This is a genomic window from Flavimobilis sp. BM9, assembly GCF_058313055.1.
The window spans coordinates 138,442-163,435 of the sequence record NZ_JBZEMO010000002.1; the positions used below are offsets into that span (position 1 = coordinate 138,442).

Annotated in this window: 27 protein-coding genes and 1 pseudogene; 14 read left to right on the plus strand and 14 right to left on the minus strand. The window is 71.7% G+C overall.

Going from position 1 to position 24,994, the window contains the following annotated elements; genetic code table 11:
• The first annotated feature begins 39 nt into the window (after window positions 1-39).
• On the plus strand, window positions 40-1,374 hold the full coding sequence (locus AC4F3Q_RS04680) for an ABC transporter substrate-binding protein (protein ID WP_491038949.1): 1,335 nt from the start codon (window positions 40-42) through the stop codon (window positions 1,372-1,374).
• Between the two features lie 85 nt (window positions 1,375-1,459).
• Entirely contained in the window at window positions 1,460-3,220 is a 1,761-nt protein-coding gene (locus AC4F3Q_RS04685) for a glycoside hydrolase family 35 protein (protein WP_491038950.1), read from the plus strand.
• A gap of 28 nt (window positions 3,221-3,248) precedes the next feature.
• Here AC4F3Q_RS04685 and AC4F3Q_RS04690 read toward each other — a convergent pair whose 3' ends face one another.
• Window positions 3,249-3,734, minus strand: coding sequence for a DUF6328 family protein (locus AC4F3Q_RS04690; RefSeq protein WP_491038951.1), 486 nt, complete (start codon window positions 3,732-3,734; stop codon window positions 3,249-3,251).
• Between the two features lie 228 nt (window positions 3,735-3,962).
• Here AC4F3Q_RS04690 and AC4F3Q_RS04695 point away from each other — a divergent pair, with 228 nt between their 5' ends.
• From AC4F3Q_RS04695 to AC4F3Q_RS04720, 6 genes are all read left to right on the plus strand, one after another.
• Window positions 3,963-5,024 (plus strand): iron-containing redox enzyme family protein, encoded by a 1,062-nt coding sequence (locus AC4F3Q_RS04695; protein WP_491038952.1) that lies wholly within the window; start codon window positions 3,963-3,965, stop codon window positions 5,022-5,024.
• Entirely contained in the window at window positions 5,021-5,248 is a 228-nt protein-coding gene (locus AC4F3Q_RS04700) for a CDGSH iron-sulfur domain-containing protein (RefSeq protein ID WP_491038953.1), read from the plus strand. Before AC4F3Q_RS04695 ends, AC4F3Q_RS04700 begins: the two co-directional genes overlap by 4 nt.
• 75 nt (window positions 5,249-5,323) lie before the next feature.
• Complete coding sequence (locus AC4F3Q_RS04705; protein WP_491038954.1) at window positions 5,324-6,544, plus strand: zinc-dependent alcohol dehydrogenase; 1,221 nt, start codon at window positions 5,324-5,326, stop codon at window positions 6,542-6,544.
• The gene (locus AC4F3Q_RS04710; protein ID WP_491038955.1) at window positions 6,541-8,025 is read left to right on the plus strand and encodes an NAD-dependent epimerase/dehydratase family protein; all 1,485 of its coding nucleotides are present in this window, start codon (window positions 6,541-6,543) and stop codon (window positions 8,023-8,025) included. The genes AC4F3Q_RS04705 and AC4F3Q_RS04710 overlap by 4 nt, the downstream gene beginning before the upstream one ends.
• An 89-nt stretch (window positions 8,026-8,114) precedes the next feature.
• Window positions 8,115-8,702 (plus strand): DUF2231 domain-containing protein, encoded by a 588-nt coding sequence (locus AC4F3Q_RS04715; protein WP_491038956.1) that lies wholly within the window; start codon window positions 8,115-8,117, stop codon window positions 8,700-8,702.
• A 136-nt stretch (window positions 8,703-8,838) separates the two neighbouring features.
• Window positions 8,839-10,383 carry a SulP family inorganic anion transporter gene (locus AC4F3Q_RS04720; RefSeq protein WP_491038957.1) on the plus strand — a complete coding sequence of 515 codons (1,545 nt, stop codon included), beginning with the start codon at window positions 8,839-8,841 and terminating at the stop codon, window positions 10,381-10,383.
• Window positions 10,384-10,452: 69 nt separating this feature from the next.
• Here AC4F3Q_RS04720 and AC4F3Q_RS04725 read toward each other — a convergent pair whose 3' ends face one another.
• Window positions 10,453-11,406: a hypothetical protein gene (locus AC4F3Q_RS04725; RefSeq protein WP_491038958.1), complete on the minus strand. Its 954-nt coding sequence runs from the start codon at window positions 11,404-11,406 to the stop codon at window positions 10,453-10,455.
• 139 nt (window positions 11,407-11,545) lie between these two features.
• On the opposite strand from AC4F3Q_RS04725, the gene AC4F3Q_RS04730 reads away from it, so the two are divergent.
• Window positions 11,546-12,115 (plus strand): GNAT family N-acetyltransferase, encoded by a 570-nt coding sequence (locus AC4F3Q_RS04730; protein ID WP_491038959.1) that lies wholly within the window; start codon window positions 11,546-11,548, stop codon window positions 12,113-12,115.
• Between the two features lie 84 nt (window positions 12,116-12,199).
• Here the strand turns inward: AC4F3Q_RS04730 and AC4F3Q_RS04735 are convergent.
• Window positions 12,200-12,331: pseudogene (locus tag AC4F3Q_RS04735) on the minus strand (TraR/DksA family transcriptional regulator); the annotation flags it as partial.
• On the opposite strand from AC4F3Q_RS04735, the gene AC4F3Q_RS04740 reads away from it, so the two are divergent.
• On the plus strand, window positions 12,284-12,547 hold the full coding sequence (locus AC4F3Q_RS04740; RefSeq protein ID WP_491038960.1) for a hypothetical protein: 264 nt from the start codon (window positions 12,284-12,286) through the stop codon (window positions 12,545-12,547). The pseudogene AC4F3Q_RS04735 and the gene AC4F3Q_RS04740 sit on opposite strands and share 48 nt — an antisense overlap.
• Here the strand turns inward: AC4F3Q_RS04740 and AC4F3Q_RS04745 are convergent.
• The 4 genes from AC4F3Q_RS04745 to AC4F3Q_RS04760 all read right to left on the minus strand — a co-directional run bounded on the left by AC4F3Q_RS04745 (window position 12,502) and on the right by AC4F3Q_RS04760 (window position 15,809).
• The gene (locus tag AC4F3Q_RS04745) at window positions 12,502-13,302 is read right to left on the minus strand and encodes an isocitrate lyase/PEP mutase family protein (RefSeq protein WP_491038961.1); all 801 of its coding nucleotides are present in this window, start codon (window positions 13,300-13,302) and stop codon (window positions 12,502-12,504) included. The genes AC4F3Q_RS04740 and AC4F3Q_RS04745 overlap by 46 nt on opposite strands.
• Window positions 13,303-13,378: 76 nt before the next feature.
• Window positions 13,379-14,623, minus strand: a complete 1,245-nt coding sequence (locus AC4F3Q_RS04750; protein ID WP_491038962.1) for a Dyp-type peroxidase — start codon at window positions 14,621-14,623, stop codon at window positions 13,379-13,381.
• Window positions 14,623-15,165, minus strand: a complete 543-nt coding sequence (locus AC4F3Q_RS04755; RefSeq protein WP_491038963.1) for a copper chaperone PCu(A)C — start codon at window positions 15,163-15,165, stop codon at window positions 14,623-14,625. The genes AC4F3Q_RS04750 and AC4F3Q_RS04755 overlap by 1 nt, the downstream gene beginning before the upstream one ends.
• Before the next feature lie 32 nt (window positions 15,166-15,197).
• A complete protein-coding gene (locus tag AC4F3Q_RS04760) occupies window positions 15,198-15,809 on the minus strand; it encodes a copper resistance CopC family protein (RefSeq protein WP_491038964.1) in 612 nt (203 codons plus the stop codon).
• 116 nt (window positions 15,810-15,925) lie between these two features.
• On the opposite strand from AC4F3Q_RS04760, the gene AC4F3Q_RS04765 reads away from it, so the two are divergent.
• Window positions 15,926-17,080 carry a hypothetical protein gene (locus tag AC4F3Q_RS04765; RefSeq protein ID WP_491038965.1) on the plus strand — a complete coding sequence of 385 codons (1,155 nt, stop codon included), beginning with the start codon at window positions 15,926-15,928 and terminating at the stop codon, window positions 17,078-17,080.
• Window positions 17,081-17,118: 38 nt separating this feature from the next.
• On the opposite strand, the gene AC4F3Q_RS04770 is transcribed toward AC4F3Q_RS04765, so the two are convergent.
• A complete protein-coding gene (locus tag AC4F3Q_RS04770; protein WP_491038966.1) occupies window positions 17,119-17,481 on the minus strand; it encodes an ArsR/SmtB family transcription factor in 363 nt (120 codons plus the stop codon).
• Window positions 17,482-17,668: 187 nt separating this feature from the next.
• Here AC4F3Q_RS04770 and AC4F3Q_RS04775 point away from each other — a divergent pair, with 187 nt between their 5' ends.
• Together AC4F3Q_RS04775 and AC4F3Q_RS04780 are read left to right on the plus strand one after the other, a co-directional pair.
• Window positions 17,669-18,658: a permease gene (locus AC4F3Q_RS04775; RefSeq protein WP_491038967.1), complete on the plus strand. Its 990-nt coding sequence runs from the start codon at window positions 17,669-17,671 to the stop codon at window positions 18,656-18,658.
• Between the two features lie 19 nt (window positions 18,659-18,677).
• Entirely contained in the window at window positions 18,678-18,920 is a 243-nt protein-coding gene (locus AC4F3Q_RS04780; protein WP_491038968.1) for a thioredoxin family protein, read from the plus strand.
• Window positions 18,921-19,018: 98 nt separating this feature from the next.
• Here the strand turns inward: AC4F3Q_RS04780 and AC4F3Q_RS04785 are convergent, their stop codons facing one another.
• The gene (locus AC4F3Q_RS04785; protein WP_491038969.1) at window positions 19,019-19,369 is read right to left on the minus strand and encodes an ArsR/SmtB family transcription factor; all 351 of its coding nucleotides are present in this window, start codon (window positions 19,367-19,369) and stop codon (window positions 19,019-19,021) included.
• Between the two features lie 88 nt (window positions 19,370-19,457).
• Between AC4F3Q_RS04785 and AC4F3Q_RS04790 the strand changes: the two genes are divergently transcribed.
• A complete protein-coding gene (locus AC4F3Q_RS04790) occupies window positions 19,458-20,852 on the plus strand; it encodes an FAD-dependent oxidoreductase (RefSeq protein WP_491038970.1) in 1,395 nt (464 codons plus the stop codon).
• Between the two features lie 78 nt (window positions 20,853-20,930).
• Here AC4F3Q_RS04790 and AC4F3Q_RS04795 read toward each other — a convergent pair whose 3' ends face one another.
• From AC4F3Q_RS04795 to trxB, 5 genes are read right to left on the minus strand one after another with little or no spacing between them, the layout of a single operon-like run.
• On the minus strand, window positions 20,931-21,395 hold the full coding sequence (locus AC4F3Q_RS04795; protein WP_491038971.1) for an arsenate reductase ArsC: 465 nt from the start codon (window positions 21,393-21,395) through the stop codon (window positions 20,931-20,933).
• Complete coding sequence (locus tag AC4F3Q_RS04800; protein WP_491038972.1) at window positions 21,392-22,459, minus strand: metalloregulator ArsR/SmtB family transcription factor; 1,068 nt, start codon at window positions 22,457-22,459, stop codon at window positions 21,392-21,394. The genes AC4F3Q_RS04795 and AC4F3Q_RS04800 overlap by 4 nt, the downstream gene beginning before the upstream one ends.
• A gap of 11 nt (window positions 22,460-22,470) precedes the next feature.
• Window positions 22,471-23,574, minus strand: coding sequence for an ACR3 family arsenite efflux transporter (gene arsB / locus AC4F3Q_RS04805; protein ID WP_491038973.1), 1,104 nt, complete (start codon window positions 23,572-23,574; stop codon window positions 22,471-22,473).
• On the minus strand, window positions 23,571-23,900 hold the full coding sequence (trxA, locus tag AC4F3Q_RS04810) for a thioredoxin (RefSeq protein WP_491038974.1): 330 nt from the start codon (window positions 23,898-23,900) through the stop codon (window positions 23,571-23,573). The genes arsB and trxA overlap by 4 nt, the downstream gene beginning before the upstream one ends.
• A complete protein-coding gene (gene trxB / locus AC4F3Q_RS04815; protein WP_491038975.1) occupies window positions 23,897-24,901 on the minus strand; it encodes a thioredoxin-disulfide reductase in 1,005 nt (334 codons plus the stop codon). The genes trxA and trxB overlap by 4 nt, the downstream gene beginning before the upstream one ends.
• Window positions 24,902-24,994 lie beyond the last annotated feature (93 nt).

Sequence of the window (24,994 nt, forward strand, 5' to 3'; positions counted from 1 at the left end):
ACGTCACCACAATCACTCACGAAGAAGAGAGCGATCACCATGGCACCACGTTCACCCCGCCGCACGACGGCGGCCCTCGCAGCCGCGGGCGTCCTCGCCCTCGCGCTCACGGCCTGCTCCTCGGGCGCGAAGGACTCCCCGACCACGCCCGCAGGCAGCGCCCCGGCCTCCAGCGCGGGCGAGCTGTCCGGCAAGATCACCGTCTGGGCGTGGGAGCCCACGCTCGAGGCCGTCGTCGACGCGTTCGAGAAGAAGCACCCCGGCACCGAGGTCGAGCTCGTCAACGCCGGCACCGGCAACGACCAGTACACCGCTCTGCAGAACGCGATCGCAGCCGGCTCGGGCGTTCCCGACGTCGCGCAGGTCGAGTACTACGCCCTTCCCCAGTTCGCGATCTCCGGCGCGCTGACCGACCTCGCCCCGCTCGGCGCGGGCGAGCTCGACGGCGTATTCACCCCCGGCCCTGAGGGCGCGGTGACCGTCGGCGAGCAGATCTTCGGCATGCCCATGGACTCCGGCCCGATGGCCCTCTTCTACAACGAGGAGGTCTTCAAGGAGAACAAGGTCGAGATCCCGACCACCTGGGACGAGTACCTCGAGGCCGCGCGCACCCTGAAGAAGTCGGGCGTCTACATCGCCAACGACACGGGCGACGCAGGCTTCACGACGTCGATGATCTGGCAGGCCGGCGGCAAGCCGTTCACCGTCGACGGCACGACGGTCGGCATCAACCTCGCCGACGAGGGCTCGGCCAAGTTCGCGAACCTGTGGCAGACCATGATCGACGAGGAGCTCGTCGCCCCGATCAGCTCGTGGAGCGACGAGTGGTACCAGGGCCTCGACAACGGGAGCATCGCGACGCTGACCATCGGCGCGTGGATGCCCGCCAACCTCGAGTCCGGTGTCCCGGGCGGCGCCGGCAAGTGGCGCGTCGCGCAGATGCCGCAGTGGTCCGCCGGTGCGGCGGCGACCGCGGAGAACGGCGGCTCCTCGCTCGCCGTCCCGTCGGCGACGAAGTCCGCTGAGCTCGCGTACGCGTTCGTCGAGTTCGCCAACGCTGGCGACGGCGTCCAGATCCGTATCGACGGCGGCGCGTTCCCCGCCACCACCGCCGAGCTCTCCTCGGACGCGTTCATCTCCAAGGAGTTCGAGTACTTCGGCGGGCAGAAGGTCAACGAGGTGCTCGCGCAGTCCGCGAAGGACGTCGTCGCCGGATGGCAGTACCTGCCGTTCCAGGTCTACGCGAACTCGATCTTCAACGACTCGGTCGGCCAGGCGTACGTCGGCAAGTCGACGCTCGTCGACGGCCTCAAGGCGTGGCAGACCGCCTCGCTCGACTACGGCGAGCAGCAGGGCTTCACCGTCTCCAAGTGACGATCCAGCGCCGGTCGGGGCTACCCCCGAGGCCCCGGCCGGCGCGCCCCACGCACACCCCACCCTCAGCAAGGAGCACATCGCCATGCCCACGTTCGAGATCGGCGCGGAGGCATTCCTCCTCGACGGCCGGCCCCACCAGGTCGTCTCGGGAGCGTTGCACTACTTCCGCGTCCACCCGGACCTGTGGGCGGACCGCATCCACAAGGCGCGGCTCATGGGTCTCAACACGATCGAGACGTACGTCGCGTGGAACTTCCACTCGAGCCGTCCCGGCGAGTTCCGCACCGACGGCGCCCGCGACCTGGGCCGGTTCCTCGACCTGGTCGCCGCGGAGGGCATGCACGCGATCGTCCGGCCCGGCCCCTACATCTGCGCCGAGTGGGACAACGGCGGGCTCCCGGCCTGGCTGTTCGCTGACGGGAACGTCGGCGTGCGGACGGCCGATCCCCGCTTCCTCGCGGCCGTCGCCGACTACTACGCGCAGCTCCTGCCCGTCGTCGCGCAGCGTCAGGTCACCCGCGGCGGGCCCGTCCTGCTCGTCCAGCTCGAGAACGAGTACGGCGCGTACGGCGACTCGACCGAGTACCTCACCAGGCTCGAGGGCCTCATCCGGGCGAACGGCATCGACGTCCCGCTGATCACGTGCGACCAGGCTGACGACGAGATGCTCACGCGCGGCGGGCTCCCTCACGTGCACCGCACCGCGACGTTCGGCTCGCGGACGACCGAGCGGCTCGAGACGCTGCGCCGCCACCAGCCGACCGGCCCGCTCATGTGCATGGAGTTCTGGAACGGCTGGTTCGACTCGTGGGGAGAGCACCACCACACGGCCACCGCCGAGCAGAACGCGCACGACCTCGACGCGCTCCTCGCCGCAGGCGGCTCCGTCAACCTCTACATGTTCCACGGCGGCACGAACTTCGGCCTCACGAACGGCGCGAACGACAAGGGCACGTACTGGCCGATCACGACGTCGTACGACTACGACGCGCCGCTCAGCGAGCACGGCGCCGTGACGCCCAAGTACCTCGCGTTCCGCGAGGTCATCTCGCGCTACGTGCCGGTACCCGACGAGCTCCCCGCGCCCCCGCTGCCGGGTCCTGAGCTCACGGTCGACCTCGACCGGACCGTCCCGCTCGCCGACGTCCTCGACCTGCTCGGCGAGGAGCAGACGCACGACCACCTCCCGACGCACGACGAGCTCGGTCGCTGGAGCGGCTTCGTCGTCTACGAGACGGACGTCGCCGCGAACGACGCCGTCGTGAGCTTCGCGGAGGTCCGGGACCGTGCCGTCGCGCACCTCGACGGGCAGCCGCTCGGCGTGCTGTCCCGCTCCGAGGGCTCGCGTTCCCTCACGCTGCCCACCCGTGCTGGTCGGCTGCGCCTCCTCGTCGAGGACCAGGGCCGCGTCAACTACGGCCACCGGCTCGGCGAGGCGAAGGGCCTGCTCGGGCCGGCGCGCACCGCGCGCCGCACGATCGACGCGTGGCGGACGCGCGGGCTCGACCTCGACGAGGTGAGCCCGGCTCTCGCGACGGCGCTCGACGGCGGCAGCGTCGGCGTCGGTCCCGTCGCCGGCTCGACGTTCGCGGCCGGCCGTTTCGACTCGGTCGCTGGCCGCGACCACTTCCTCCGCCTCGACGGCTGGACGCGGGGCCTCGTGTGGTTCAACGGGACGCTGCTCGGCCGGTTCTCGGCACAGGGACCGACCCGCACGATGTACGTCCCGGGACCGCTCGTGCGGGAGGTGGACAACCACCTGGTCGTCCTCGAGCTGCAGGGGGCGGAGCACGGCACCGTACGCTTCGTCGCCGAGCCAGACCTCGGTCACACCGAGCGCTGAGCGTTCGTCGCCGCGTCGGGCGCGTGGGTCACCCGCGCTCGACGCGGCGCGTGACCACGCGCCATGAGAGCGCGAGGGCGACGACGACCACGACCCCGACGACCGCGCCGGCCAGCCTGCCGAGGACGACGTCGAACGCCAACGAGGTCGCGCCACCCATGAGGAGAGCGACGACGGCGAGGCTCACGCGGGCGAGCCGGTCTCCCATCGACACGAGCGACGGCTTGACCTGCCGCTGGAACACCGCGCGGTGCACGCTCACCGGTGTCATGAGCAAGCCCATCGCGGCGATCCCGAGGGTGACGAGGACCAGGTAGAGGCCGCGCTGGTATGCGTCGAGGTCTCCGAACCGCCCCTGGAACGGAAGCACCAGCAGGAAGCCCGTGAGGATCTGCACACCGGTCTGCAGGATGCGCAGCTCCTGGAGCAGCTCTCCCCAGTTCCGGTCCGCGCGCTCGGCCGCCGTCTCGTCGCGGCCCGCGGTCGCGTCGCCGGGCGTGCGCTTCACAGTCATCGGTCCCTCCGCTCCTCCCCTGCGACGACAACCTTGGCACCGACGGGGGCTCTCGGCGCGCCGAGCACGATGATCCGGCCTCGACGACCCGACGCGCGCCACCTGGAGGTGCGGGCTCTTGCCCCAGCGGGCGGAAGCTCTCGGGGTGGCGCAGGCTGGGAACAGGACCTGGACGGCCCGTGCCGCTGGCTCGCCGTCGTCCATCGACGATCCGACGGGAGCCCGTCCATGAGCCAGACCACCATCGCCGCGACCCTGCGGCTGCCCGCCCCGCAACCTCGCGGGCCTGTGAGCACCGCCGTCCTCGACGCGCTGAGGACCGGCGCCGCCGACGCCCCGGACAGCCCCGTGCACGAGCTGGCGGCCCGCGCGGTCGCCGCGGCCGTCGCGAGCGGCGACCTGCTGCGCGACGACGACCTGCAGCTCGCGCTGTTCATCCTCCAGGAGCTGCACTACCGGGGTATCGAGGGCGTGGACGACGACCGCGAGTGGCAACCCGGCGTCGTCGGGCTGCGCCGCCTGCTCGAGCGGGCGCTCGAGCAGGACCTCCGCGACCGCGTCCCGCTCCCCGCGCTCCCCGCGCCCGCCGCACCAAACGTGGCCGCCGCGCTCTTCGCCCTCACGGCCGCCGACCAGGGGCCCAGCCTCTCCCGGTACGCCGCGCGGCACGCGACGCTCGAGCAGCTGCGCGAGATGCTCATGCTCAAGTCCGTCTACCAGCTCAAGGAGGCGGACCCGCACACGTGGTCCATCCCGCGCCTGACCGGGCGCGCGAAGGCTGCGGCCGTCGAGATCCAGGCGGACGAGTACGGCGGCGGCCACCTCGGGTCGATGCACTCCGAGCTGTTCCGCACATCTATGCGCGCGATCGGCCTCGACGACTCGTACGGCGCGTACGTCGACCACGCACCCGGGATCACGCTGTGCGCGTCGACGTTCATGTCGATGTGCGGCCTGAACCGCAGCCTGCGCGGCGCGATCACGGGCCACCTCGCGGCGTTCGAGATGACGTCGTCGATCCCCAACCGGCTCTACGGTGACGGTCTGCGCCGACACGGCTACGGCGAGGAGGCCACCCACTACTTCGACGAGCACGTCGCTGCCGACGCGGTGCACGAGCAGATCGCCGGGCGCGACCTTGCGGGTGGGCTCGCGGAGACCGAGCCCGAGCTGCTCGGCGACATCGTCTTCGGGGCAGCCGCGTGCCTGTTCATCGACGGTCTGGCTGCCGTGGACCACCTCGACGCGTGGAAGTCCGGCCGCTCCGCGCTGCGCGAGGTCACGCCGTGACCGGCCGGACCCGGGACGACGTCGAGATCACCCTGTGCCCGGACGGTCCCCTGCTCGTCCGTGGCCCCGTCCGCCTGCTGACCGGCGACGACCGTGAGGTCGGCCGCACGCGCTCCGCGGTCGCGCTGTGCCGCTGCGGCGGCTCCGCGATCAAGCCGTTCTGCGACGGCACGCACAAGGTCAACGGCTTCACCACAGCCGACTGCCCCAACGAGGGCGCCTGACCTGCGAGAAGTCCCGAAGATCCGTGCCCGCACGGCGCACACCCCGTGCTGGCGGGCCCAACCGATGGAGGAACGATGCGCGCACTGACCTGGCAAGGGACCGAGAAGGTCTCCGTCAAGACCGTCGACGACCCGCGGATCGAGGAGCCCACCGACGCGATCATCTCGGTCACGTCGACGGCGATCTGCGGCTCCGACCTGCACCTGTACTCCCTGCTCGGAGCGTTCATCGACTCGGGCGACATCCTCGGCCACGAGGCGATGGGGATCGTCGAGGAGGTCGGCGCCGGGGTGACGAACCTCAAGCCTGGCGACCGCGTCGTCGTGCCGTTCAACATCTCGTGCGGGCACTGCTGGATGTGCACGGCCGGCCTGCAGTCGCAGTGCGAGACGACGCAGGTGCGCGAGCAGGGCAAGGGCGCAGCGCTGTTCGGGTACACGAAGCTCTACGGTCAGGTGCCCGGTGGGCAGGCCGGCAAGCTGCGCGTGCCGCACGCGGACTACGGCCCGATCGTCGTCCCGGACGACGGCGCGCCCGACGAGAAGTACCTGTTCCTCTCCGACGTCCTGCCGACGGCCTGGCAAGCCGTCGAGTACACCGGCATGGCGCCCGGTGACACCGTCGCGGTGCTCGGTCTGGGCCCGATCGGCCAGATGAGCGCCCGCATCGCCCGGCACCGGGGCGCGCGCGTCATCGGCGTCGACCTCGTGCCTGAGCGGCTCGCGATGGCCGCGCGGCACGGCGTGGAGACGCTCGACCTGCGCGAGCTCTCTGGCTCCGGCCAGGTCGCCGAGGCGATCCGCGGGCTCACGGGTGGCCGGGGCGCGGACGGCGTCGTCGACGCGGTCGGCATGGAAGCGCACGGCTCGCCCGTGAGCCACGGCGCGCACCGCGCGATGATGCACCTGCCCGACGCCGTCGCGGCGCCCATGATCGAGAAGGCCGGGTTCGACCGGCTCGCCGCCCTGCACGCCGCGATCAGCTCCGCCCGCCGCGGCGGCACGGTGTCCGTGTCGGGCGTGTACGGCGGCGCGGTCGACCCGATGCCGCTCATGGAGATCTTCGACAAGCAGCTCACGATCCGCACCGGCCAGTGCAACGTGCGCCGCTGGGTCGACGACCTCATGCCGCTCGTCACCGACCCGGCCGACCCGCTCGGCGTCCTGGACCTGCGCACGCACCGGCTCCCGCTCGAGAGCGCGCCCGAGGCGTACGCGATGTTTCAGAAGAAGGAGGACGGCTGCATCAAGGTCGTCCTCGACCCGCGCCTGCCTGCTGCGGACGGCGCGCGGTGAGGGTCGTCGTCGTCGGCGCGAGCGGCAACGTCGGGTCGGCTGTCCTGCGGGCGCTCGCGGCGGAGCCGCGCGTGACCGAGGTGGTCGGGGTGTCGCGCCGGCACCCGGGCACGGCGGTGCCGTTCGCGGGCGTCGAGTGGCACCTCGCGGACGTCGGCGAGCCGGGCGACGAGGCTGGGCTCGTGCGGACGCTCGCGGCCGCGATGGCGGGTGCGGACGCCGTCGTGCACCTCGCGTGGCAGATCCAGCCGAACCGTGAGCGTGACGCGCTGCGGCGAGCGAACGTGGCCGGGACGGCCCGCGTGCTCGCGGCCGTCGCGGAGGCGCGCGTGCCGACGGTCGTCCTCGCGTCGTCGGTCGGCGCGTACTCACCGGTCGACGACGACGAGCTGCGCTCCGAGGACCACCCGACGGCTGGCGTGCCGACGTCGCACTACAGCGTCGACAAGTCCGCGCAGGAGCGCGTCATCCAGGAGTTCGCGGCGGCCCACCCCGAGACGGCCGTGTCGTGGCTGCGGCCGGCGCTGATCTTCCAGCGCTCGGCCGGCGCGGAGGTGTACCGGTACTTCTTGGGGCCGCGCGTGCCGCGCGCGGCGCTCGCGCACGGCGCGCTCCCGGTCCTGCCGTGGCCGCGCGGCATGCGGCTGCAGGCGGTGCACTCGGACGACGTCGCGGACGCGTACGTGCGCGCTGCCGTCCAGGACGCGCGGGGCCCGTTCAACATCGCGGCACCGGACGTCGTGCAGGCGGACGACGTCGCGCAGATCTTGGGGGCCCGCGCCACCGTCGAGGTGCCGCACCGGCCGGTGCGGATCGCGATGGACGCCGCGTGGCGCAGCTGCGTGCTCGCCGCAGACCCGGGGTGGCTCGACATGGGTGCGTCGGCGCCGCTCATGTCGACGCGACGGGCGCGTGAGGTGCTCGGCTGGGTGCCGCACCACACCGCGCAGGAGGCGATCGAGGAGATCGTCGAGGGCATCCGCGCCGGGGACGGCCTCGTGACGCGTGGGCCGATGCATCGCATGGACGCGACGCCGGGGCAGGCCTGGCAGGCGATCGCCACGGAGGTCACGGCTCTCGTGCGGGCGCACGCGAGCGCGCTCGCCTTCGCGGGCACCGCGTGCCTGGGTACGCCGGTCGGCGAGGATGCTGGCATGGGGACCGTGATGGACCTGGCGCAGGGTCTCGAGGAGGAGCGCGAGCAGCTCGTCACTCTCGCGGACCTGGCCGGGCTGCCGGTGGTCCGCCGGCGGGAGTCGGTGCGCAGCCCGCGCCTGCGCGCGGCCCCCGCGAGCAGGTTGGCCGCAGCCGCGGGGGCGGTCGCGAGCACCGCGGGCGTCTGGGCGGTGCTCGTCGAGCGGGCGACGGATCTCGGGCTCGACCGTGAGGTCGTGGCGCGGCAGGCTGCGCTCTCTGCGGAGCGGGTCTCGCGCCTGTCGGACCTGGCGGCGCGCGCGGTCGCGACGGCGTCGGACGGCTGACGGCACGGCCGCGACCGTCCGGCGTGCGCCCGCACGTGTCCCGGCGCACGCTGGGAGAGGCGAAGACCACCACCTTTCAAGGAGGACGCATGGCTCTCGTACCGACCCCGGCAGAGCTCGTCTCGGAGCTGGAGGGCGCGCACGCGCTCGACGGCGCGGCCTCGGTCGTCGAAGGGGTCGCCCTCGCGGCGCACCCGTCGGCGACGGAGCGTGACGTCGCGCAAGGCGTACCCGTAGGCCACCCTGTCCACGCCGCGCTCTCGGACGTCCCGGTGGGCGCGTGGCTCTCGAGCGTGCTGCTCGACGTCCTGCACCCGCGCGACGGTCACGCGGCGCGCACGCTGCTGGGCGTCGCCGTCGTCTCGAGCCTCCCGACCGCCTACCTCGGTCTCGCCGACTACCTGCGGCTCGACCGGTCCCAGAAGCGGGTCGCGACCGTCCACGTGGCGGCGAACAGCGGCGCGCTCGCCCTCGGCGTCGCGTCGCTGTGGGCGCGCCGGTCCGACCCGACGAGGGGGAAGCTCCTCTCCTTCGCGGGGGCGTCGCTCCTCGGGGCGGGCGGCTTTCTCGGCGGGCATCTCGCGGCGCGCCTCGGCCCGCCGGAGGAGAGCCCCGAGCGCGCGTCGTCTGGCCGCCCGCTGGGCCGCCTCGCGACGACCGACGAGAGTCCTGACTGACTGGCCTGACCCGGTGATGTGAGGCGGGTCTCGACCCGCGCCCGGACGCGGCGCAGGGCGGCGCTGCTGAGGTATCGTCGGGCGGCGCGATCGAGCGAGGGCTCTCGCGCCGCCCACCCCTTGGACGGAGACCTCCTTGCCCGCTTCCCCGTTGTCCGAGCCACGCGACGCAGCTCCTGCCGAGCAGGCCTCGACCGGCGCACCCGAGGCGGACGCCGTCCACTCCGTCGCCGCCGCGCTCCGGTCGCCGCGACGGCTGCGCACCGAGGTCTTCGCCGGTCTCGTCGTCGGTCTCGCCCTCATCCCGGAAGCGATCGCCTTCTCGATCATCGCCGGCGTCGACCCGCGGGTCGGGCTGTTCGCGTCGTTCACGATGGCGGTCGCGATCGCGTTCCTCGGCGGTCGCCCCGCGATGATCTCCGCAGCGACCGGGGCTGTCGCGCTCGTCGTCGCGCCGGTCGCGCGCGAGCACGGGCTCGACTACCTCGTCGCGACGATCATCCTCGCGGGTGCCATCCAGGTGGCGTTCGGGCTGCTCGGCGTCGCGCGCCTCATGCGGTTCGTGCCGCGCTCGGTCATGGTCGGCTTCGTCAACGCGCTGTCGATCCTCGTCCTGCTCGCGCAGCTCCCGCACCTCGTGGACGTCCCGTGGGCCGTCTACGCGCTCACTGCGGCGGGCATCGTCATGATGGTGCTCATCCCCCGCTGGACGACGATCGTCCCGGCGCCGCTCGTCGCGATCGTCGTGCTGACGACGGCGGTCCTGGTCGCGGGCATCGACGTGCCGGACGTCGGCGACGAGGGCGCCCTCCCCGAGTCCCTGCCGACGTTCGGGCTGCCGCGCGTGCCGCTCACGCTCGAGACGTTCGAAATCATCGCCCCGTTCGCGCTCGGCGTCGCGCTCGTCGGCCTCCTCGAGTCGCTGCTGACCGCCAAGCTGGTCGACGACGTCACGGACACCCACTCGAACAAGACGCGCGAGGCGTGGGGGCAGGGCGCCGCGAACATCATCACGGGCCTTTTCGGCGGCATGGGCGGTTGCGCGATGATCGGCCAGACGATGATCAACGTGAAGGTGTCAGGCGCCCGGACCCGCATCTCGACGTTCCTCTCGGGCGTGTTCCTGCTCGCGCTCGTCGTCGGGCTGGGCGACGTGGTCGCGGCCATCCCGATGGCTGCGCTCGTCGCGGTGATGATCATGGTGTGCGTCGCGACGATCGACTGGCACTCGGTCCGTCCGAGCACGCTGCGACGCATGCCGCGCAGCGAGACGACGGTCATGCTCACGACCGTCGTGGTGACGGTGTGGTCGCACAACCTTGCGTACGGCGTCGTCAGCGGGGTGCTCGTAGCGGCGGTGCTGTTCGCGAACCGCGTCTCGCACATGACGTCGGTGACGCACGTCGACTCTGCCGACGGCGGGACGCGCGTGTACACGGTGCGCGGAGAGCTGTTCTTCGCGTCGTCGAACGACCTCGTCTACCAGTTCGACTACGCGAACGGTCCGCGGCACGTCGTCATCGACATGTCGGGCGCGCACGTGTGGGACGCATCGACCGTCGCGACGCTCGACGCGATCACGACGCGCTACGAGGCGAAGGGCGCGACCGTCGAGATCGTCGGCATGAATCCCGACAGCGCGGCACGACACGGGCGGCTGTCAGGAACGCTCGGTTCCTGACCTGTTCACCGCTCGGGGTGCGGAGGTAGCCTCTGCGCGCGGACAGCCCCGATGCCGTTTCCGGGGTTCTCAGCCGCCGTGCGCTGCCCGCTCGAGGAGCAGGTGCGCGTCGGAGCCCTCGGGGAGCAGGACGTCGACGTGGGCGGCGCCCGAGCCGAGCGTCGCGCGCATCGTCTCGACGTACTGCGGGTCAGGGGCGATCTTGATCGTGTCGAGCAGGCCGAGCGGGACGATCAGTCGTGACGTCGACATGACGGGGGCGCGTCCGCGGATGACCCACGCGTGGCGGCCATAGACCTCGAGCGTGCGGTCGTCGGCGGAGACGATGGCGGCGTGCAGGGTCGCGGGCGAGAACGCCCGGACGATCGCGTGGAAGGGCGCGGTGATCCCGGTCGCGCGACGGCGCACGTCCCGGCGGGAGTGCCCCGTCCACGGTGCGAGGTCGGGGTGGGCGCGTCGGATCTCCCGGACGTGGCTGGCGAGCGACTGGTCGTCGCGGCCGAGGTCGAGCGCAGCGACGGGGTCGGCGGTCGCGCGACCGGCGCGCAGCACGGCGGCGCCTCGCTGCGTCGGGTCGCCGGTCGTGACGTGGGCTCGGAGCAGCTCGACGAGGCGACGGACGTTGTCACGTGAGGAGCCGTTGTAGGGGACAGTCACAGCGTTCCCGGAGCGGGTCGTCACGGTGATGGTGCCGTCGAGGATGCTGACGGCGTCGCGGACCGCGACGATCTCGTCGTGCCGCACGCGGACCGTGTCGTACCCGCGGTCGCTCCGTACGCCGGTGCGGCGGGACAGCATGGTGAGGGTCGTGGCGTCGACGACCACGAGGTGGTCGTAGAGGTCCATGTCGGGGTGGGCGTCGCGGCGCGCGATGTTGCGGGGGAACTTGAGCACGAGCTCGCTCGCGTCGAGGTCGAGCGGGTGGTCACGGTAGAGCGGCGGCACCTGGTCAGGAGTCTCGACGACGTCGATCCACGGTCCGAACAGGTCGAACTCGCTCGTGCTTGCCTGCGTGGACGTCATGGCTCTCCCTCGGGCTGGTCATCAGCGGTGATGACGGCCGCCGCACGCGCTCGTCGCGTTCGCCGGTGTGCGTCCGAGCCTAGCCGTGTGTCGTGTGTCCAAGTGGCGCCGCCAGTCACGAACTTGATGGGCAGGTCTGATGATCTCGACGCGACTGGCCACGCTCGCCGACGTCCCTGGCGCTGCACGCACCCTCGCTCTCGCTTTCGCGGACTACCCGTGGACGCGCTGGTCCGTCCCCGAGGAGGACCACGAGGCTCGGGTCGAAGAACTGCAGGCCTTGTACCTCGCGCACGCGGTCGGCTGCGGCGTCGTGCTGGTCGACGACGAGGTGACAGCGGTCGCGGCGGTTCTGCCGCCCGACGCACCGAACCCGTCGGACGGGGTGCAGGCGAGGGTCGCGGACCTGCACGGGGACCGGCTCGAGCGGCTGATCGGCGTCCCGACGCCGGAGCGCCCGGAGGGGGCGTGGGACTTCGCGACGCTCGGCGTGCGCCCGGACCGTCGGGGCGCCGGGCTGGGGTCCGCGGTGCTCACCGAGGTGCTTGCGCTCGTGGCTGAGCGGGCGCCGGACGCACCGGTCGCGCTGGAGACGTCGGACGTGCGGAACGTCCGCTTGTACGAGCGGCACGGTTTCGCGGTCACGGCGCACACGGACGTGCCGGACGGCCCGGACGTGTTCTCGATGGTGCGCGCACCTGCTCGCTGAGCCCGGTGCCTCTCGACACTGACGGCTCAGGCGCAGGCGACGCAGCGACGGGGCGGTGGGCCGGGCGCGGAGCCGGTCGAGCGGGATGGGCTGCCCGCACGTCTCGCAGACGCCGTAGGTGCCGTCGTCGAGCCGGGCGAGGGCGGCACTGATCTCGTCGAGGGTGTCGTGGGCGCTCTGGGCGAGGGCATCGACCTGGGAACGCTCGAACGCGATCGTGGTGCCCTCGGGGTCGTGCTCGTCGTCGGCGTTGGAGTTGGCGGCGGCGTCGACGATGTCCTGGAAGGTGCGAGCGTGCGCGCCGAGGCGCTCCTCGGCCTCGGCGCGGCGGGCGAGCAGCGCGGCGCGCAACTCGGCGACGGCGTCGGCCGGGAGCACGGGCGGCCTCAGTTGAGCGCGCGCGTGCTCGGCGGGATGACGCCGTCTGCGTAGAGGCTCGCGGCGACGTCCTGCAGGGCGGTGAGCGCGACGCGCTGCGTCATGGGTCCGTAGGAGATGCGGCCGACGCCGAGCGCCTCGTACTCGGCGGCGGTGAGGGCGCCGGGCAGGCCGATGACGGAGACCTTGCGCTCGCCGATGCCCTCGACGAGCTGGCGGGTGACGTCGGCGTCGAGCACGCCGGGGACGAAGATGATGTCCGCGCCGGCGTCGAGGTAGGCGCGTCCGCGCTCGATCGCGTCGGCGACCTTGTCGGCGACGGGCTTGTCGCCGCCGCGCACGAACGCGTCCGTGCGGGCGTTGAGCGCGAACGGCACACCTTCGGCCTCGCCTGCGGCGACGATCGCGGCGACACGCTCGGCCGCCTCGGTGACGGGGACGAGCCGGTCCTCGATGTTCGCCCCCACGACGCCGACACCGATCGCCCGGCGGGCGGTCTCCCCAGGGTTGTCGTAGCCGTTGTCGAGGTCGGCGCTCACGGGCACGTCACCGGCAGCCACGACGATGCGGCCGACCATGTCGAGCGTGATGTCGAGGGGGATCTCGCCGTCGGGGTACCCGAACGTCGCAGCGATCGAGTGGCCGGCGGTCGCGAGCGCCTTCGTCTCGGGCAGCGCGAGCACGGCCTTCGCGGAGATCACGTCCCACACGTTGACGACGCGCAGGATCTCCGGGGCGGCGTGCAGGTCGCGCAGGCGACGAGCGCGGTCAGCGACGGACAGGGACGCAGGGCTCGTGTTCGCGGTCATGCGGCCAGGCTAGCCCGGCCCGCAGACACCGGCCCGTCCGCCGCCAGACCGTCTCACCGCACCGGCAGGGGGTCGGCTACGCGAGCAGCGTCTCGCCGATGAACCCGCCCTCGGCGCAGCCCGGCGGGATTGCGAAGACGGCGGAGCCGATCGGCGTCGTCCACTCGTTCAGCAGGTCGAGCTCGTCGAGGCGCCGTTGCAGCGGCACGTACTGCGTGTCGACGTCGGCCTGGAAGGCGATGAACACGAGCCCCGAGCTGGAGATCTGCTCGCCGCGCGCCTCGTCGTCGTAGTTGTAGCCGCGGCGGAAGATCCGCTCGCGCGGGTCGTCGGAGCGAGCGCGGCGCATGTGGGAGAACTCGGGGATGACGGGGAACCCGAGCGGCGTGGTCGCGTCGAAGTCGGGCTCGTCGTGCTCACGCGTGCCGGTCAGCGGCGCGCCGTCGGACAGACGCCGTCCGACGGACTGCTCGCGCCCGTCCCGGTCGAGCCGGTCCCACGTGTCGAGGTTCATCGCGATGCGCCGCACGACCATGCTCGTGCCGCCTGCGAGCCAGCCGTCGCGCGCCCAGACCACCCCGTCGAAGTCGGTGGTGCCCGGCTCCGGGTTGACCGTGCCGTCGACCTGCCCGAAGAGGTTCCGCATGGTCGTCGTGGACGCCTCGGAGCCGCGCGCGCGCCGGAAGCCGGACTGCGTCCACCGGACGGTCGCGAACCGGCGGGTGTCCTTGAGCAGCATGCGGACGGCGTGCGCGACGGTCAGCTGGTCGTCCGCCGCGACCTGGACGAGGAGGTCGCCGCCGCTCCACGCGTCGTCGAGGCGGTCGATGCCGAACGCGGGGAGAGGTCGCAGCCACGCGGGCGCGTCGGCGCCAGCCCGACCCACGAGCTCAGGGCCGAACCCGAACGTCACCGTGAGGCGGGCGGGCACCACGGCCAGCTCGGGCTCAGAGTCAGCGAGCGCCGGCGTCCCGCGGGTGAGGCGAGCAGCGTCGTCGGTCAGCAGCCGCATCATGCGGCGCAGCGCGTCGCGGTCGGTCTCCGGGCGCAGGTCGAGGGCGACGAGCGTCGCGCACGCCTGCGGCGGCGTCGTCGCGATCCCGGCCTGGTGCTCCCCGTAGAACGGGACCGTGTCGCCGCCGTGCAGCACCTCGCGCGGCTCGGCCGGCAGCGCAGCGGGGGCCGACGTCGTCGCGCGTCGGGTCAGCGCGTCCGCCCCGACGGCGGCGACCGCTCCCGCACCGGCGACGGCTCCGCCGAGCAGGACCTGGCGGCGGCTCAGCCCGCCGCGGCCAGCCTCACGCTCGCGGCTACGGGCCATCAGTGGCCGCCCATCTCCATGTCCTCGCCGCCCTCGTAGGTCTCGTTAGCACCCGAGTAGTCCTTGACCGGGACTGTCGCGTCGACGGAGGTGCCGTCCGCGAGCGTGAGGGTGAGATCGACCTCGTCGCCAGCCTGCAGCGGCCCGACGAGGCCCATGAGCATGAGGTGGTTGCCGCCCGGGGCGAGGCTCAGGCTCTCTCCGGCCGCGACCGTGAACCCGCCTTCCTTCTCACGCATGACCATCTGCCCGGCGTCGTCCTGGACCGTCTCGTGGAGCTCGGTCGACGTCGAGGCGGGCGTGCTCACGGACACGACCGTCACGTCCGCGCCCGTGGAGTTCACGATCTCGCCGAACGCCGCCGACATGCCCGACTCGGCCGCCTTGACCCACCCGTCCTCGAGGACGACCACGCCGACCGCGGAGGGCGTGGGCGTCCCGGTCGACGACGCTCCGGGGCTCGGGTCGCCCGCGTCGCACGCGGACAGCGCGAGCAGCAGCGCCAGGGCAGCAGCAGAGGAGAGGGCACGTCGGACGGACATCAGGGCTCGTTTCTCATCGGTGGGGTCGGGACTCAGGGCTGGCGGCTGCGCGCCCTGCGGCGCGACAGGAGCACGACGGCGTAGACCGCCAGGGCGAGCGCAGCACCGCCGACGGCGACCAGGACGCTGCGCAGCGGCCCCGTGGTGGTCGCGTTCTCGGTGCGGGGGCTCTCGCTGTCCGTGGCATCAGCGACTGGCCTGTCCGTCGCGTCCGCACTAGGCGAGGCGGCGTCGGGCGACACCGTCGCGTCCGGCGACGGAACGTCCCCGACCTGGAACGGCACCGACCCGGAGATGGGGTGACCGTCGGCGGACACCACGCGCCAGCGCACGGTGTAGGCGCCGTCCGGCAGGTCCGGGGCGAGCGGCACCGTCAGCGCTGGCCCGTCGAGGACCGGCGTGCTCGCGGCCCAGTCCTGGCCTGCGCCGTCGGCGACGACCACGGTCGAGCCGAGCTCCATCAGGTCGCCCGAGAACGTGAGCCGCACCTCGGTGGGCGCGGCGTCGAGCCGCTCACCGGAGGCGGGGGCGCTGTCGATCAGCTGGTCGTGCGCCGCGGCCACACCCGCGGGGAGGACACACGCGACGGCCGCGAGGAGGAGGGCAGCCAGGGCACGGCGGACGACGCGCCTCGAGGACAGCATCATTCGCCATCACGCAGCCCAGACATGCCTGCCACGCTATCGACCCAGGTCAGCCCGGCGCTATGACGTACGGCACTCGGCGCGACTCGTGCGACCGCCTCGAATAGCATCGTCGGGTGCTGCGCCTGATCACCTCCGCTGCCCTCGGTTCACTGCTCGGAGGCGCGATCATCGCGCTCGTCGGTCCGCCGGGCGACGGCGGGCTGGTCATCGGGATCTCCCTGACGGTCGCCATCCTCGGCGTCGTCCTCACGGGCGTCGCCTCGTCGATGCGCGGATCGGTTGCTGCCTCGTCCGAGGCGATCCAGCACGCACGTGATGCTCGACGCCTGGGTGTGGCGCGGATCGACGCCCTGCGCCAGACGGGCACGCAGATCAACGACCAGCCGCTGTGCGACATCGACGTCACCGTCCGTCCCCTCGCCGGCCCGGCGTACGCGACGACGATCCGGACCATCGTCACCCTGACCGACCTCTCGCGGTTCCAGCCGGGAACCGAGGTCGAGGTCGTGATCCTCCTCGACGGAGGCCCGGAGATCGCCTTCGTCGACGGTGAGCTGTCGCCCGCTGAACGTGCCGGGCTGATCGTCCCCGAACGGGCGTCGGTGCCGCCCCTGCCGATCCAGCCCCATACCCGCATCGTCGACGGGCAGCGCAAGGGACCCCTGTTGAGCGTGTCCCGTCGCGGCCGGCCTCTCCGCTTCGCGCTCTACGCGCTCGTGGCGCTGGCCGCGGCGACCGCGGTCCTCGCCCCGTACCGGGCGGCGGTCGAACAGACCATCGGGGCGATCCAGGACGGCCACCTGCGCCCTGACCTGCGACAGCCCGCTCTGCTCGACGATGTCACGGAGGCCCTCCAGGAGGAGATCGGCCACGACCGTCTCGTCGACGTCGTCGTCACGGCGAGGTTCGTCATCGTGGACGCTCCGCTCGCCCCTGGTGACGTCCGGACGGACCGCTGGACGTACCGAGGCGGGCGTGTCAGCCACGACGGTCCAGCAGCGTCCCAGCCGAGCGTCGCCGGCGAACAGATGTCCTGGTCCGACATCTCCCTCGACCGCATATGGCCACTGATGGAGGAGAGCGCCGCCCCGGTAGGACGCCCTGTCGGGGACGCCAGCGCCTCCGTGAGGCGCTCCACCGACGGCGACATCGACAGCCCCACCTTCGGCGAGAGCGTCGGCCCCCCGGTGATCAGCTTCAGCATCGGTGACGACTACGGAAGCACACCGTTTCGCTTCGCAGGGGACGGCACGGCGCTCCCCGAGTGACGTCCCGTCGGCCCTGCTCCGCGACGTTCGCGAGAACGCTACGCGGGACCGGGGGTCTCACCTGTCGACGGGCGGGCGGGTCCGGTGCCCGGCAGGGCGGCTGCCAGCCGGTCCAGAGCATTCGGCGCGAGGGAGTAGTCGATCCAGCGACCGCGACGGCTGGTGGTGACGAGGCCCGCCTCGCGCAGCACCTTGAGGTGGTAGCTGAGCAGGTTCGCCGCGATGGGGATGTGCTCCTGGAGGTTGCAGACGCACGACTCGCTCATGGCCAACAACTGGAGCGCGGTCCAGCGCACCGGATCGGCGACGGCTGTCAGCAGGGAGACTGCCTCCCCGGCATCGGCGCGCAGAGGGCTGGTCAGCACGACCGGATCGGCGAGAGCATCCAGCGATTCAGTCACATTTGAAGTTTACCCTGCGGCACGGACCTACGTCCCGTTCCTCGAGCACCCGCGAGTCCTACGTTTCAATTGTGACTGAAGCAATCGTCATTGAACTGTCCGCCGATGCGGTGATCTCGCCGTGAGCCTTGCCGAGCGATTGAGGGCCAGGACGCCCGCGCGCCGATGGGCCGGTCTGGGTGCAGCGGTGCTCATCTGGTTCGCGCTCTATCGGCTGAACCTGCCGCTGTGGGACTGGGCGATCTACGGGGCCCTCGGGCTCGACGGGTCCAGCCAGCTGGGTACCGGGGTGCACTTCTTCTTCTACGACTCGGTCAAGATCCTCCTGCTGCTGACCGGGATCATCTTCGTGGTCACGGTCCTGCGCTCCTTCATGAGCGTCGAGCGGACCCGCGCGTTGCTCGGCGGCAAGCGCGAAGGCCTCGGCAACGTGATGGCTGCCGGACTGGGCGTCGTCACCCCGTTCTGCTCGTGCTCCGCGGTCCCGGCCTTCATCGGCTTCGTCTCCGCCGGCGTCCCGCTGGGAGTCACGCTCTCGTTCCTCATCGCCAGCCCCCTCGTCAATGAGGTGGCCATCGCCCTCCTGGTCGGGATGTTCGGCACCGGGCCGACGCTCATGTATGTCGTCGCCGGGCTCGTGATCGCGATCGTCGCGGGATTCACCCTGGGGCGACTGAAGCTGGAGCGCTGGGTCGAGCCATTCGTCTTCGAGACGAGGCTGGGCGGGCAGGTGATCGACTCGACGGTCGGCCTGACATGGGACGACCGGATCCAGATGGGTATCGAAGAGGTCTCCACGATCGTCCGCAAGATCTGGCCCTACCTCCTGATCGGCATCGGGCTGGGTGCCGTGATCCACGGCTGGGCACCCGAGGACTTCTTCACGCGCTACGCCGGGGCCGGGAACCCGTTCGCAGTGCTCATCGCGGTCGGCATCGGCATCCCGCTGTACTCCAATGCCGCAGGGATCATGCCTATCGTCCAGGCCTTGCACGACAAGGGCCTGCCGACGGGCACCCTGCTCGCCTTCATGATGGCGGTCGTCGCCCTGAGCCTGCCGGAGACGATCCTCCTGCGCCGCGTCCTCAAGCCCCCGCTCATCGCCACCTACATCGCCGTGACCGGCCTCGGCATCATCGCCGTGGGCTACCTGTTCAACGCTGTCATCCCCGTCTAAGACCCCAAGGAGAGTCCTCATGATCATCAAGATCCTCGGCCCCGGCTGCACCAACTGCGCCAACCTCGAGAAGGCCGCCCGCGAGGCCGCCCTCGCCCTGAGCATCGACGCCACCTTCGAGAAGGTCACCGACTACGCGGTGATCGCAGGCTACGGTGTCATGGCGACCCCCGCCCTCGTCGTCGACGAGAAGCTCGTCCTGTCCGGCCGGGTGCCCACGGCCGCGCAGGTCGGTGACATCCTCGCGCCCCTGGTCGGCTGATCTCTACGGTCGCGCCGGGAATGCAAGGGGCCTTACCAGCGCGCCCGACGCGAGCCGTACGAGTCCACGTACACCCGAGTTGATGGTTGGTTGATGCTCTAGGCCCTCGGGCGGGACGGCGCGGAGAGGAGCTGGCGCCCGAGCGAATCCAGCCGTGCCTCGACGACGGAGTAGTAGGACCAGGTCCCCCGCCGCTCCCGTGTGAGGAGACCGGCGTCGACGAGGACCTTCAGGTGGTGGCTCACGGTCGGCTGGCTCAGGCCCACCGGCCCGGTGAGGTCGCACACGCACGCCGTCCCGTCCTTACCGGCCGAGACGAGCGCGAGGAGCCGCAGCCGCGTCGCGTCACCCAGCGCACGGTAGCCCGCGGCGATCCGCTCGGCTGCGCGCACGTCGAGAGCCTCGCGGACTGCCGGGGCGCAGCACACGGCGCTCAGATCGTCGGTCATGCGACAATTGTCGCATGGATCGGTTATTTTCGATCCAACACTGCTCAACGACCGCGTCGAGGCCGTCCCGCCGAGAACTGGAGCACCCATGAGCCAGCCGCCCACATCCCTGCCCGTCGTCGTCGTCGGGGCCGGACCGGTCGGTCTCGCCGCGGCCGCCCACCTGCTCGAGCGTGGGCTCGAGCCACTCGTCTTCGAGCAGGGCGAGCTCGCCGGAGCAGCCGTCTCGGCCTGGGGTCACGTCCGCCTCTTCTCCCCGTGGCGCTATGACATCGACGCCGCCGCTCGACGCCTCCTGGAGCCCGCCGGGTGGGTCGCCCCCGACCCGGAGGCGCTGCCGACGGGTGCTGAGCTCGTCGACCGCTACCTCCTCCCCCTCGCGGAGACTGCCGCGATCGCGGGTCGCCTGCGGACCCGCGCACGCGTCCTCGGCATCACTCGCGACGGCGCGGACAAGACCCGCTCGCTGGGGCGCGACCGCATGCCGTACCGCGTGCGCGTCATGGCGGGCGGGGCGGTCGACGACCTGCTGGCCCAGGCCGTCATCGACACCTCCGGCACCTGGGGCCGCTCGAACCCGCTCGGCGTCGGCGGCCTCCCGGCCCTGGGCGAGGCGGACGCCAGCGACGCGCTCTGCGGCCCGCTCCCCGACATCCTGGGTGCCGACCGCGCCGACTTCGCCGGACGCCACACCCTCGTGGTCGGCATGGGCCACTCGGCCGCGAACAGCCTGCTCGCACTCGTCGAGCTCGCGGAGAGCGCACCGGGAACCCGGATCACATGGGCGATCCGCGGCGGCTCCGCCCGCCGACTCTTCGGAGGTGGCACCGACGACGAGCTCCCCGCCCGCGGGCTGCTCGGCATGCGCCTCAAAGAGGCGACGGAGTCCGGCCTCGTCACGCTCGTACGCTGGAGCTCCATCGAGCAGGTCATCCCGAGCGGCGACGGAGTCCGGGTGCTCGGTCGCTCGCGCGACGACGTCCTCGACCTCACCGTCTCCCGGATCGTCAACGCGACCGGGTTCCGCCCGGACCTCGACATCACGCGAGAGATCCGTCTCGACCTCGACCCCGCACTAGAGTGCGTCCGCGGCCTCGCCGAGCTCATCGACCCAAACCAGCACTCGTGCGGGACGGTCCCTCCGCACGGCGAGGCCCTGCTCGCGCACCCGGACGCCGGCTTCTACCTCGCCGGGATGAAGAGCTACGGCCGTGCGCCCACCTTCCTCCTGGCCACCGGTTACGAGCAGGTCCGGTCGATCGCCGCCGCCCTCGCCGGCGACCGCGCGGCGGCCGACCGCGTGCACCTCGACCTGCCCGCGACCGGCGTGTGCTCCACGGACGTCGCGGAGGACGGGTCGGAGTCTTCCTGCTGCGGGACGAGCGCCGAGGCGCAGTTCGTCACGCTCCGGGTCGGCGCCCCCGGGCTGGGCTTCGCGACCGGCGTGAGCCACGGACGGGCGGGAGACTCAGACGCGCCGTGATGCTAGCGCAGGCCCAGGACGCGCGACGGCGTCCTCGCCGCGTCGTCCTGGACACGTGCGCTCATTCCGGCCGCAGGCTCAGGAGCCGGCAGTGAGCGGGACTGCAGGCACGCCAAGCTGGTCGAGCAGAGCCAGGACGCGTCGGTGGATCTCGTCGCGGATGGGGCGGACGGCCTCGATCCCCTGGCCTGCCGGGTCGTCGAGCTTCCAGTCCTCGTAGCGCTTGCCGGGGAAGATCGGGCAGACGTCGCCGCATCCCATCGTGATGACCGCGTCGGACGCCTGGACGGCCTCGGTGGTGAGGACCTTGGGCTGCTCGGCACGGATGTCGATGCCGAGCTCGAGCATCGCCTCGACAGCGGTCGGGTTGATCTGGTCGGCCGGCATCGAGCCCGCCGAGCGGACCTCGACGGCCCCGCCAGAGAGCTCGCGCAGGAAGCCCGCAGCCATCTGGGAGCGGCCGGCGTTGTGGACGCACACGAAGAGCGCGCTGGGGCGGGCCTGCTCGGTGGTCGAGCCAGTCGTGATATCGGTCGTCGTCATGAGTTCTCCTGGGTGTCGGGCGGTGCGGCGAGGGCCGCGGTGGGGTGGGCAGGCACGGTAGAAGACGGGATGATCTCGGCGAGCAGGCCGCGGACGCGTCGGTCGAGCTCGTCGCGGATCGCGGCGACGCCCTCAGGCGAGGCCAGAGCCGGGTCGCCGACGGACCAGTCCTCATAGCGCTTGCCGGGCAGGATCGGGCAGGTGTCGCCGCATCCCATCGTGACGACGACGTCCGCCGCGCGTACGACGTCGTCGGTGAGCGGTTTGGGGAAGGCGTCCGATGCACCGAGCTCGTTGAGGACAGGTCGGACCCCGGCGTGCACCTCGCCCACGGGGGCAGAGCCTGCCGATCGGACGATGACGGCGTCGCCGGCATAGCTGTGGAGCAGAGCCGCTGCGAGCTGGGAGCGCCCGGCGTTGGCGACGCACACGAAGAGCACCTGGGGCCGGCGGTCCACGCCTACGGCGGCCGCGCGGGTGAGGTCGTCCAGCCGCTGCCGCGCGAACCGCTCTGTGGTGACGATGAGGTGCGCGCGCACCGTCGAACGACGAGCGAGGGCCGTGTAGGACTCCCGGACGACCCACAGCACAGCGTCGTGATCCAGACTTGGATAGCACCCCGCCAGGCCGTCGGCCATCCGCACGAGCGCGTGGTCGACGTCGGCGAGGCCGCCAGGCTCGGCGCCGCTCGTGTGCGCATCGAGCGTCGCGGGGGCGAAGGCATCGAGCAGGGTGGACACGGCGCCACGCAGCGACGGCGCGACGCGGTAGTACACCCACGTGCCGCGCCGCTCGGAGGTGAGCACACCGACGTCCTTGAGCACCTTGAGATGGTGGGAAACTGTGGGCTGAGAGATCTCGGCGATCGCGGTGATGTCGCACACGCACGCTTCCCCCGTCGCAGACGTGGTGATGAGCGAGAGCATCCGCAGGCGCACCGGCTCGGCCAACGCCTTGAGCGTGGCGCCGACGCGCTCGGCGGCGTCGAACCCCATGGTGTGCGCCTCGGATGCCGGAGGACGGCTGGCGACGGCACCGGTGGCGCTCGCGTCGATGTCAGTCATCCCGGCCCCCCCTAGAGGACCTTGCCGCGGACCTGCGGCACGGTCGGCTTGTCGGCGCGCCACCGGCGCCCCAGCCAGAGCGAGACGTACACGAGCCCGACGAGGACAGGGACCTCGATCAGCGGGCCGACGACACCGGCGAGAGCCTGTCCCGATGTCGCGCCGAAGGTGCCGATCGCGACAGCGATGGCGAGCTCGAAGTTGTTGCCGGCAGCGGTGAAGGCGAGGGTCGTCGAGCGGGCGTACCCGAGCCCGATCGCTCGTCCCGTGACCATGCCGAAACCCCACATGAGGCCGAAGTACGCGAGCAGCGGGAGCGCGATGCGGACCACGTCGAGCGGAGCGGACGTGACGGCCTCGCCCTGGAGGGCGAAGAGCAGGACGATCGTGAAGAGCAGGCCGTAGAGCGCCCACGGACCGATGCGCGGGACGAACGTCGACTCGTACCAGTCACGACCCTTGGCCCGCTCGCCGATCCAACGCGACGCGCCGCCAGCCACGAGCGGCACCCCGAGAAATACGAGGACGTTGAGTGCGATCTGCCCCATGGATACGTCGAGGCCCTGCGTATCCAGGCCCAACCATCCGGGTAGGACCGTGAGATAGAAGTACCCGAGGAGGGAGAAGGCGACGACCTGGAAGACCGAGTTGATCGCGACGAGCACCGCTGCCGCCTCGCGGTCCCCGCACGCGAGGTCGTTCCAGATGACGACCATGGCGATGCAGCGCGCGAGGCCCACGACGATGAGGCCGGTGCGGTACTCGGGAAGGTCGGGCAGGAAGACCCAGGCGAGGGCGAACATGAGCGCCGGGCCGACGAGCCAGTTGAGGACGAGCGAGCTCACGAGCAGCCGGGTGTCGCTCGTGACGGTAGAGACGCGGTCGTAGCGGACCTTCGCGAGGACGGGATACATCATGACGAGCAAGCCGATGCCGATCGGCACCGAGATCCCGCCGACCTCCATCGCGGCCAGCGCGTCGGAGAGCGCCGGGACGACGTTGCCCAGTACCAGACCCGAGAGCATCGCCAGCCCGATCCAGATCGGCAGCCAGCGGTCGAGCGTCGACAAGCGTGCAGGCGCCAGCGCCTCGGTCGCGGTCGACGTCGTCGTCACGCGAGCACCTCATCGATCGCCGCAGAAAGAACCGTGCGCGGCTTCGCGCCGATGATCGTCTGAACTAGCTCACCCGCGACGTAGAGGTTCAGCGTCGGGATCGACACCACGCTCGCCGCGGCGAGCGTCACCGGGTTGGCGTCGGCATCGATCTTGACGACCTTCAACCGACCCGCGTACGTCTCAGCGAGCTCGTCAAGGATGGGTGCGACCTGCCTGCAGGGCCCGCACCACTCGGCCCAGAAGTCGACCATGACGGGGATCTCGGACTCGAGGACCTCGGTCTTGAACGTGCCATCCGTGACGACGACGGTTGCGGTGCTCACGGTGCCTCCAAGGCGTCGACGAGCTGGGTGTGTGACGCGGCCGCAGGGACGAGATGGCCCAGGTAGCTCTGGGCATCGATGGCTGCTGAGCAGCCGGAACCGGCGGCGGTAATCGCCTGGCGGTAGGTGTGGTCGACCACGTCTCCACAGGCGAAGACGCCGGGGATGTTCGTCCGCGTGGTGCGGCCCTCGACCTCGATGTACCCCTCGGCGTCCAGGGTCACCTGGCCACGGACGAGATCGGTCCGCGGGTCGTGGCCGATCGCCACGAACACTCCTGTCGCACCCAGGTCGCGCTGTTCGCCCGTGATGGTGTCGCGCAGGCGCACGCCGTCAACCTTCGCCTCGCCGCTGATGCCCACGACCTCGGAGTTCCACGCGAACTCGATCTTCGGGTCTGCCGCAGCGCGCTCGGCCATGATCTTCGACGCCCGCAGCGCGTCGCGGCGGTGCACGATCGTGACCTTGGAGGCGAAGCGGGTGAGGAACGTTGCTTCCTCGACAGCCGAGTCCCCGCCGCCGACGACGACGATCTCCTGGCCGCGGAAGAAGAACCCGTCGCACGTGGCGCACCAGGAGACCCCACGGCCCGAGAGTCGCTTCTCGTCGGGCAGGCCCAGCTCGCGGTAGGCGGACCCGGTCGCGAGGATGATGGCGCGGGCGGTGTACGTCTGGCCGTTGCCGGCGCGGACCGTCTTGATCGGGCCCTCGAGCTGCACCTCGGTCGCGTCGTCCCACTCGATGACCGCGCCGAAGCGCTCGGCCTGCTTCTGCATGTTCTCCATGAGGTCCGGCCCCAGGATCCCGCTGACGAAGCCCGGGAAGTTCTCCACCTCGGTCGTGTTCATCAGCGCGCCGCCGGCGGTGATGGACCCGGCGAGCACGAGAGGTGCCAGCCCGGCGCGGGCCGCGTAGACCGCCGCGGTGTACCCGGCGGGACCCGATCCGATGATGATGACCTCATGAGTGACGCTCGGAGTCGCTGCCTGCTCTATCGACATGCCTCTATATTGACACGCATAGATATGGAGGTCCGCGTCCCCGAGGCGAGTTCACACACTGTTCATCACCGGCCGACGTCCAGCCTCCCCCTC

Bases quoted from the DNA above. Each gene is read 5' to 3' on its own strand.
- AC4F3Q_RS04680 (WP_491038949.1), top strand. From the start codon at position 40: ATGGCACCACGTTCACCCCGCCGCACGACGGCGGCCCTCGCAGCCGCG.
- AC4F3Q_RS04685 (WP_491038950.1), top strand. From the start codon at position 1,460: ATGCCCACGTTCGAGATCGGCGCGGAGGCATTCCTCCTCGACGGCCGG.
- AC4F3Q_RS04690 (WP_491038951.1), bottom strand. From the start codon at position 3,734: ATGACTGTGAAGCGCACGCCCGGCGACGCGACCGCGGGCCGCGACGAG.
- AC4F3Q_RS04695 (WP_491038952.1), top strand. From the start codon at position 3,963: ATGAGCCAGACCACCATCGCCGCGACCCTGCGGCTGCCCGCCCCGCAA.
- AC4F3Q_RS04705 (WP_491038954.1), top strand. From the start codon at position 5,324: ATGCGCGCACTGACCTGGCAAGGGACCGAGAAGGTCTCCGTCAAGACC.
- AC4F3Q_RS04715 (WP_491038956.1), top strand. From the start codon at position 8,115: ATGGCTCTCGTACCGACCCCGGCAGAGCTCGTCTCGGAGCTGGAGGGC.
- AC4F3Q_RS04725 (WP_491038958.1), bottom strand. From the start codon at position 11,406: ATGACGTCCACGCAGGCAAGCACGAGCGAGTTCGACCTGTTCGGACCG.
- AC4F3Q_RS04730 (WP_491038959.1), top strand. From the start codon at position 11,546: ATGATCTCGACGCGACTGGCCACGCTCGCCGACGTCCCTGGCGCTGCA.
- AC4F3Q_RS04745 (WP_491038961.1), bottom strand. From the start codon at position 13,302: ATGACCGCGAACACGAGCCCTGCGTCCCTGTCCGTCGCTGACCGCGCT.
- AC4F3Q_RS04750 (WP_491038962.1), bottom strand. From the start codon at position 14,623: ATGGCCCGTAGCCGCGAGCGTGAGGCTGGCCGCGGCGGGCTGAGCCGC.
- AC4F3Q_RS04755 (WP_491038963.1), bottom strand. From the start codon at position 15,165: ATGTCCGTCCGACGTGCCCTCTCCTCTGCTGCTGCCCTGGCGCTGCTG.
- AC4F3Q_RS04760 (WP_491038964.1), bottom strand. From the start codon at position 15,809: ATGCTGTCCTCGAGGCGCGTCGTCCGCCGTGCCCTGGCTGCCCTCCTC.
- AC4F3Q_RS04780 (WP_491038968.1), top strand. From the start codon at position 18,678: ATGATCATCAAGATCCTCGGCCCCGGCTGCACCAACTGCGCCAACCTC.
- AC4F3Q_RS04785 (WP_491038969.1), bottom strand. From the start codon at position 19,369: ATGACCGACGATCTGAGCGCCGTGTGCTGCGCCCCGGCAGTCCGCGAG.
- AC4F3Q_RS04790 (WP_491038970.1), top strand. From the start codon at position 19,458: ATGAGCCAGCCGCCCACATCCCTGCCCGTCGTCGTCGTCGGGGCCGGA.
- AC4F3Q_RS04795 (WP_491038971.1), bottom strand. From the start codon at position 21,395: ATGACGACGACCGATATCACGACTGGCTCGACCACCGAGCAGGCCCGC.
- AC4F3Q_RS04800 (WP_491038972.1), bottom strand. From the start codon at position 22,459: ATGACTGACATCGACGCGAGCGCCACCGGTGCCGTCGCCAGCCGTCCT.
- trxB (WP_491038975.1), bottom strand. From the start codon at position 24,901: ATGTCGATAGAGCAGGCAGCGACTCCGAGCGTCACTCATGAGGTCATC.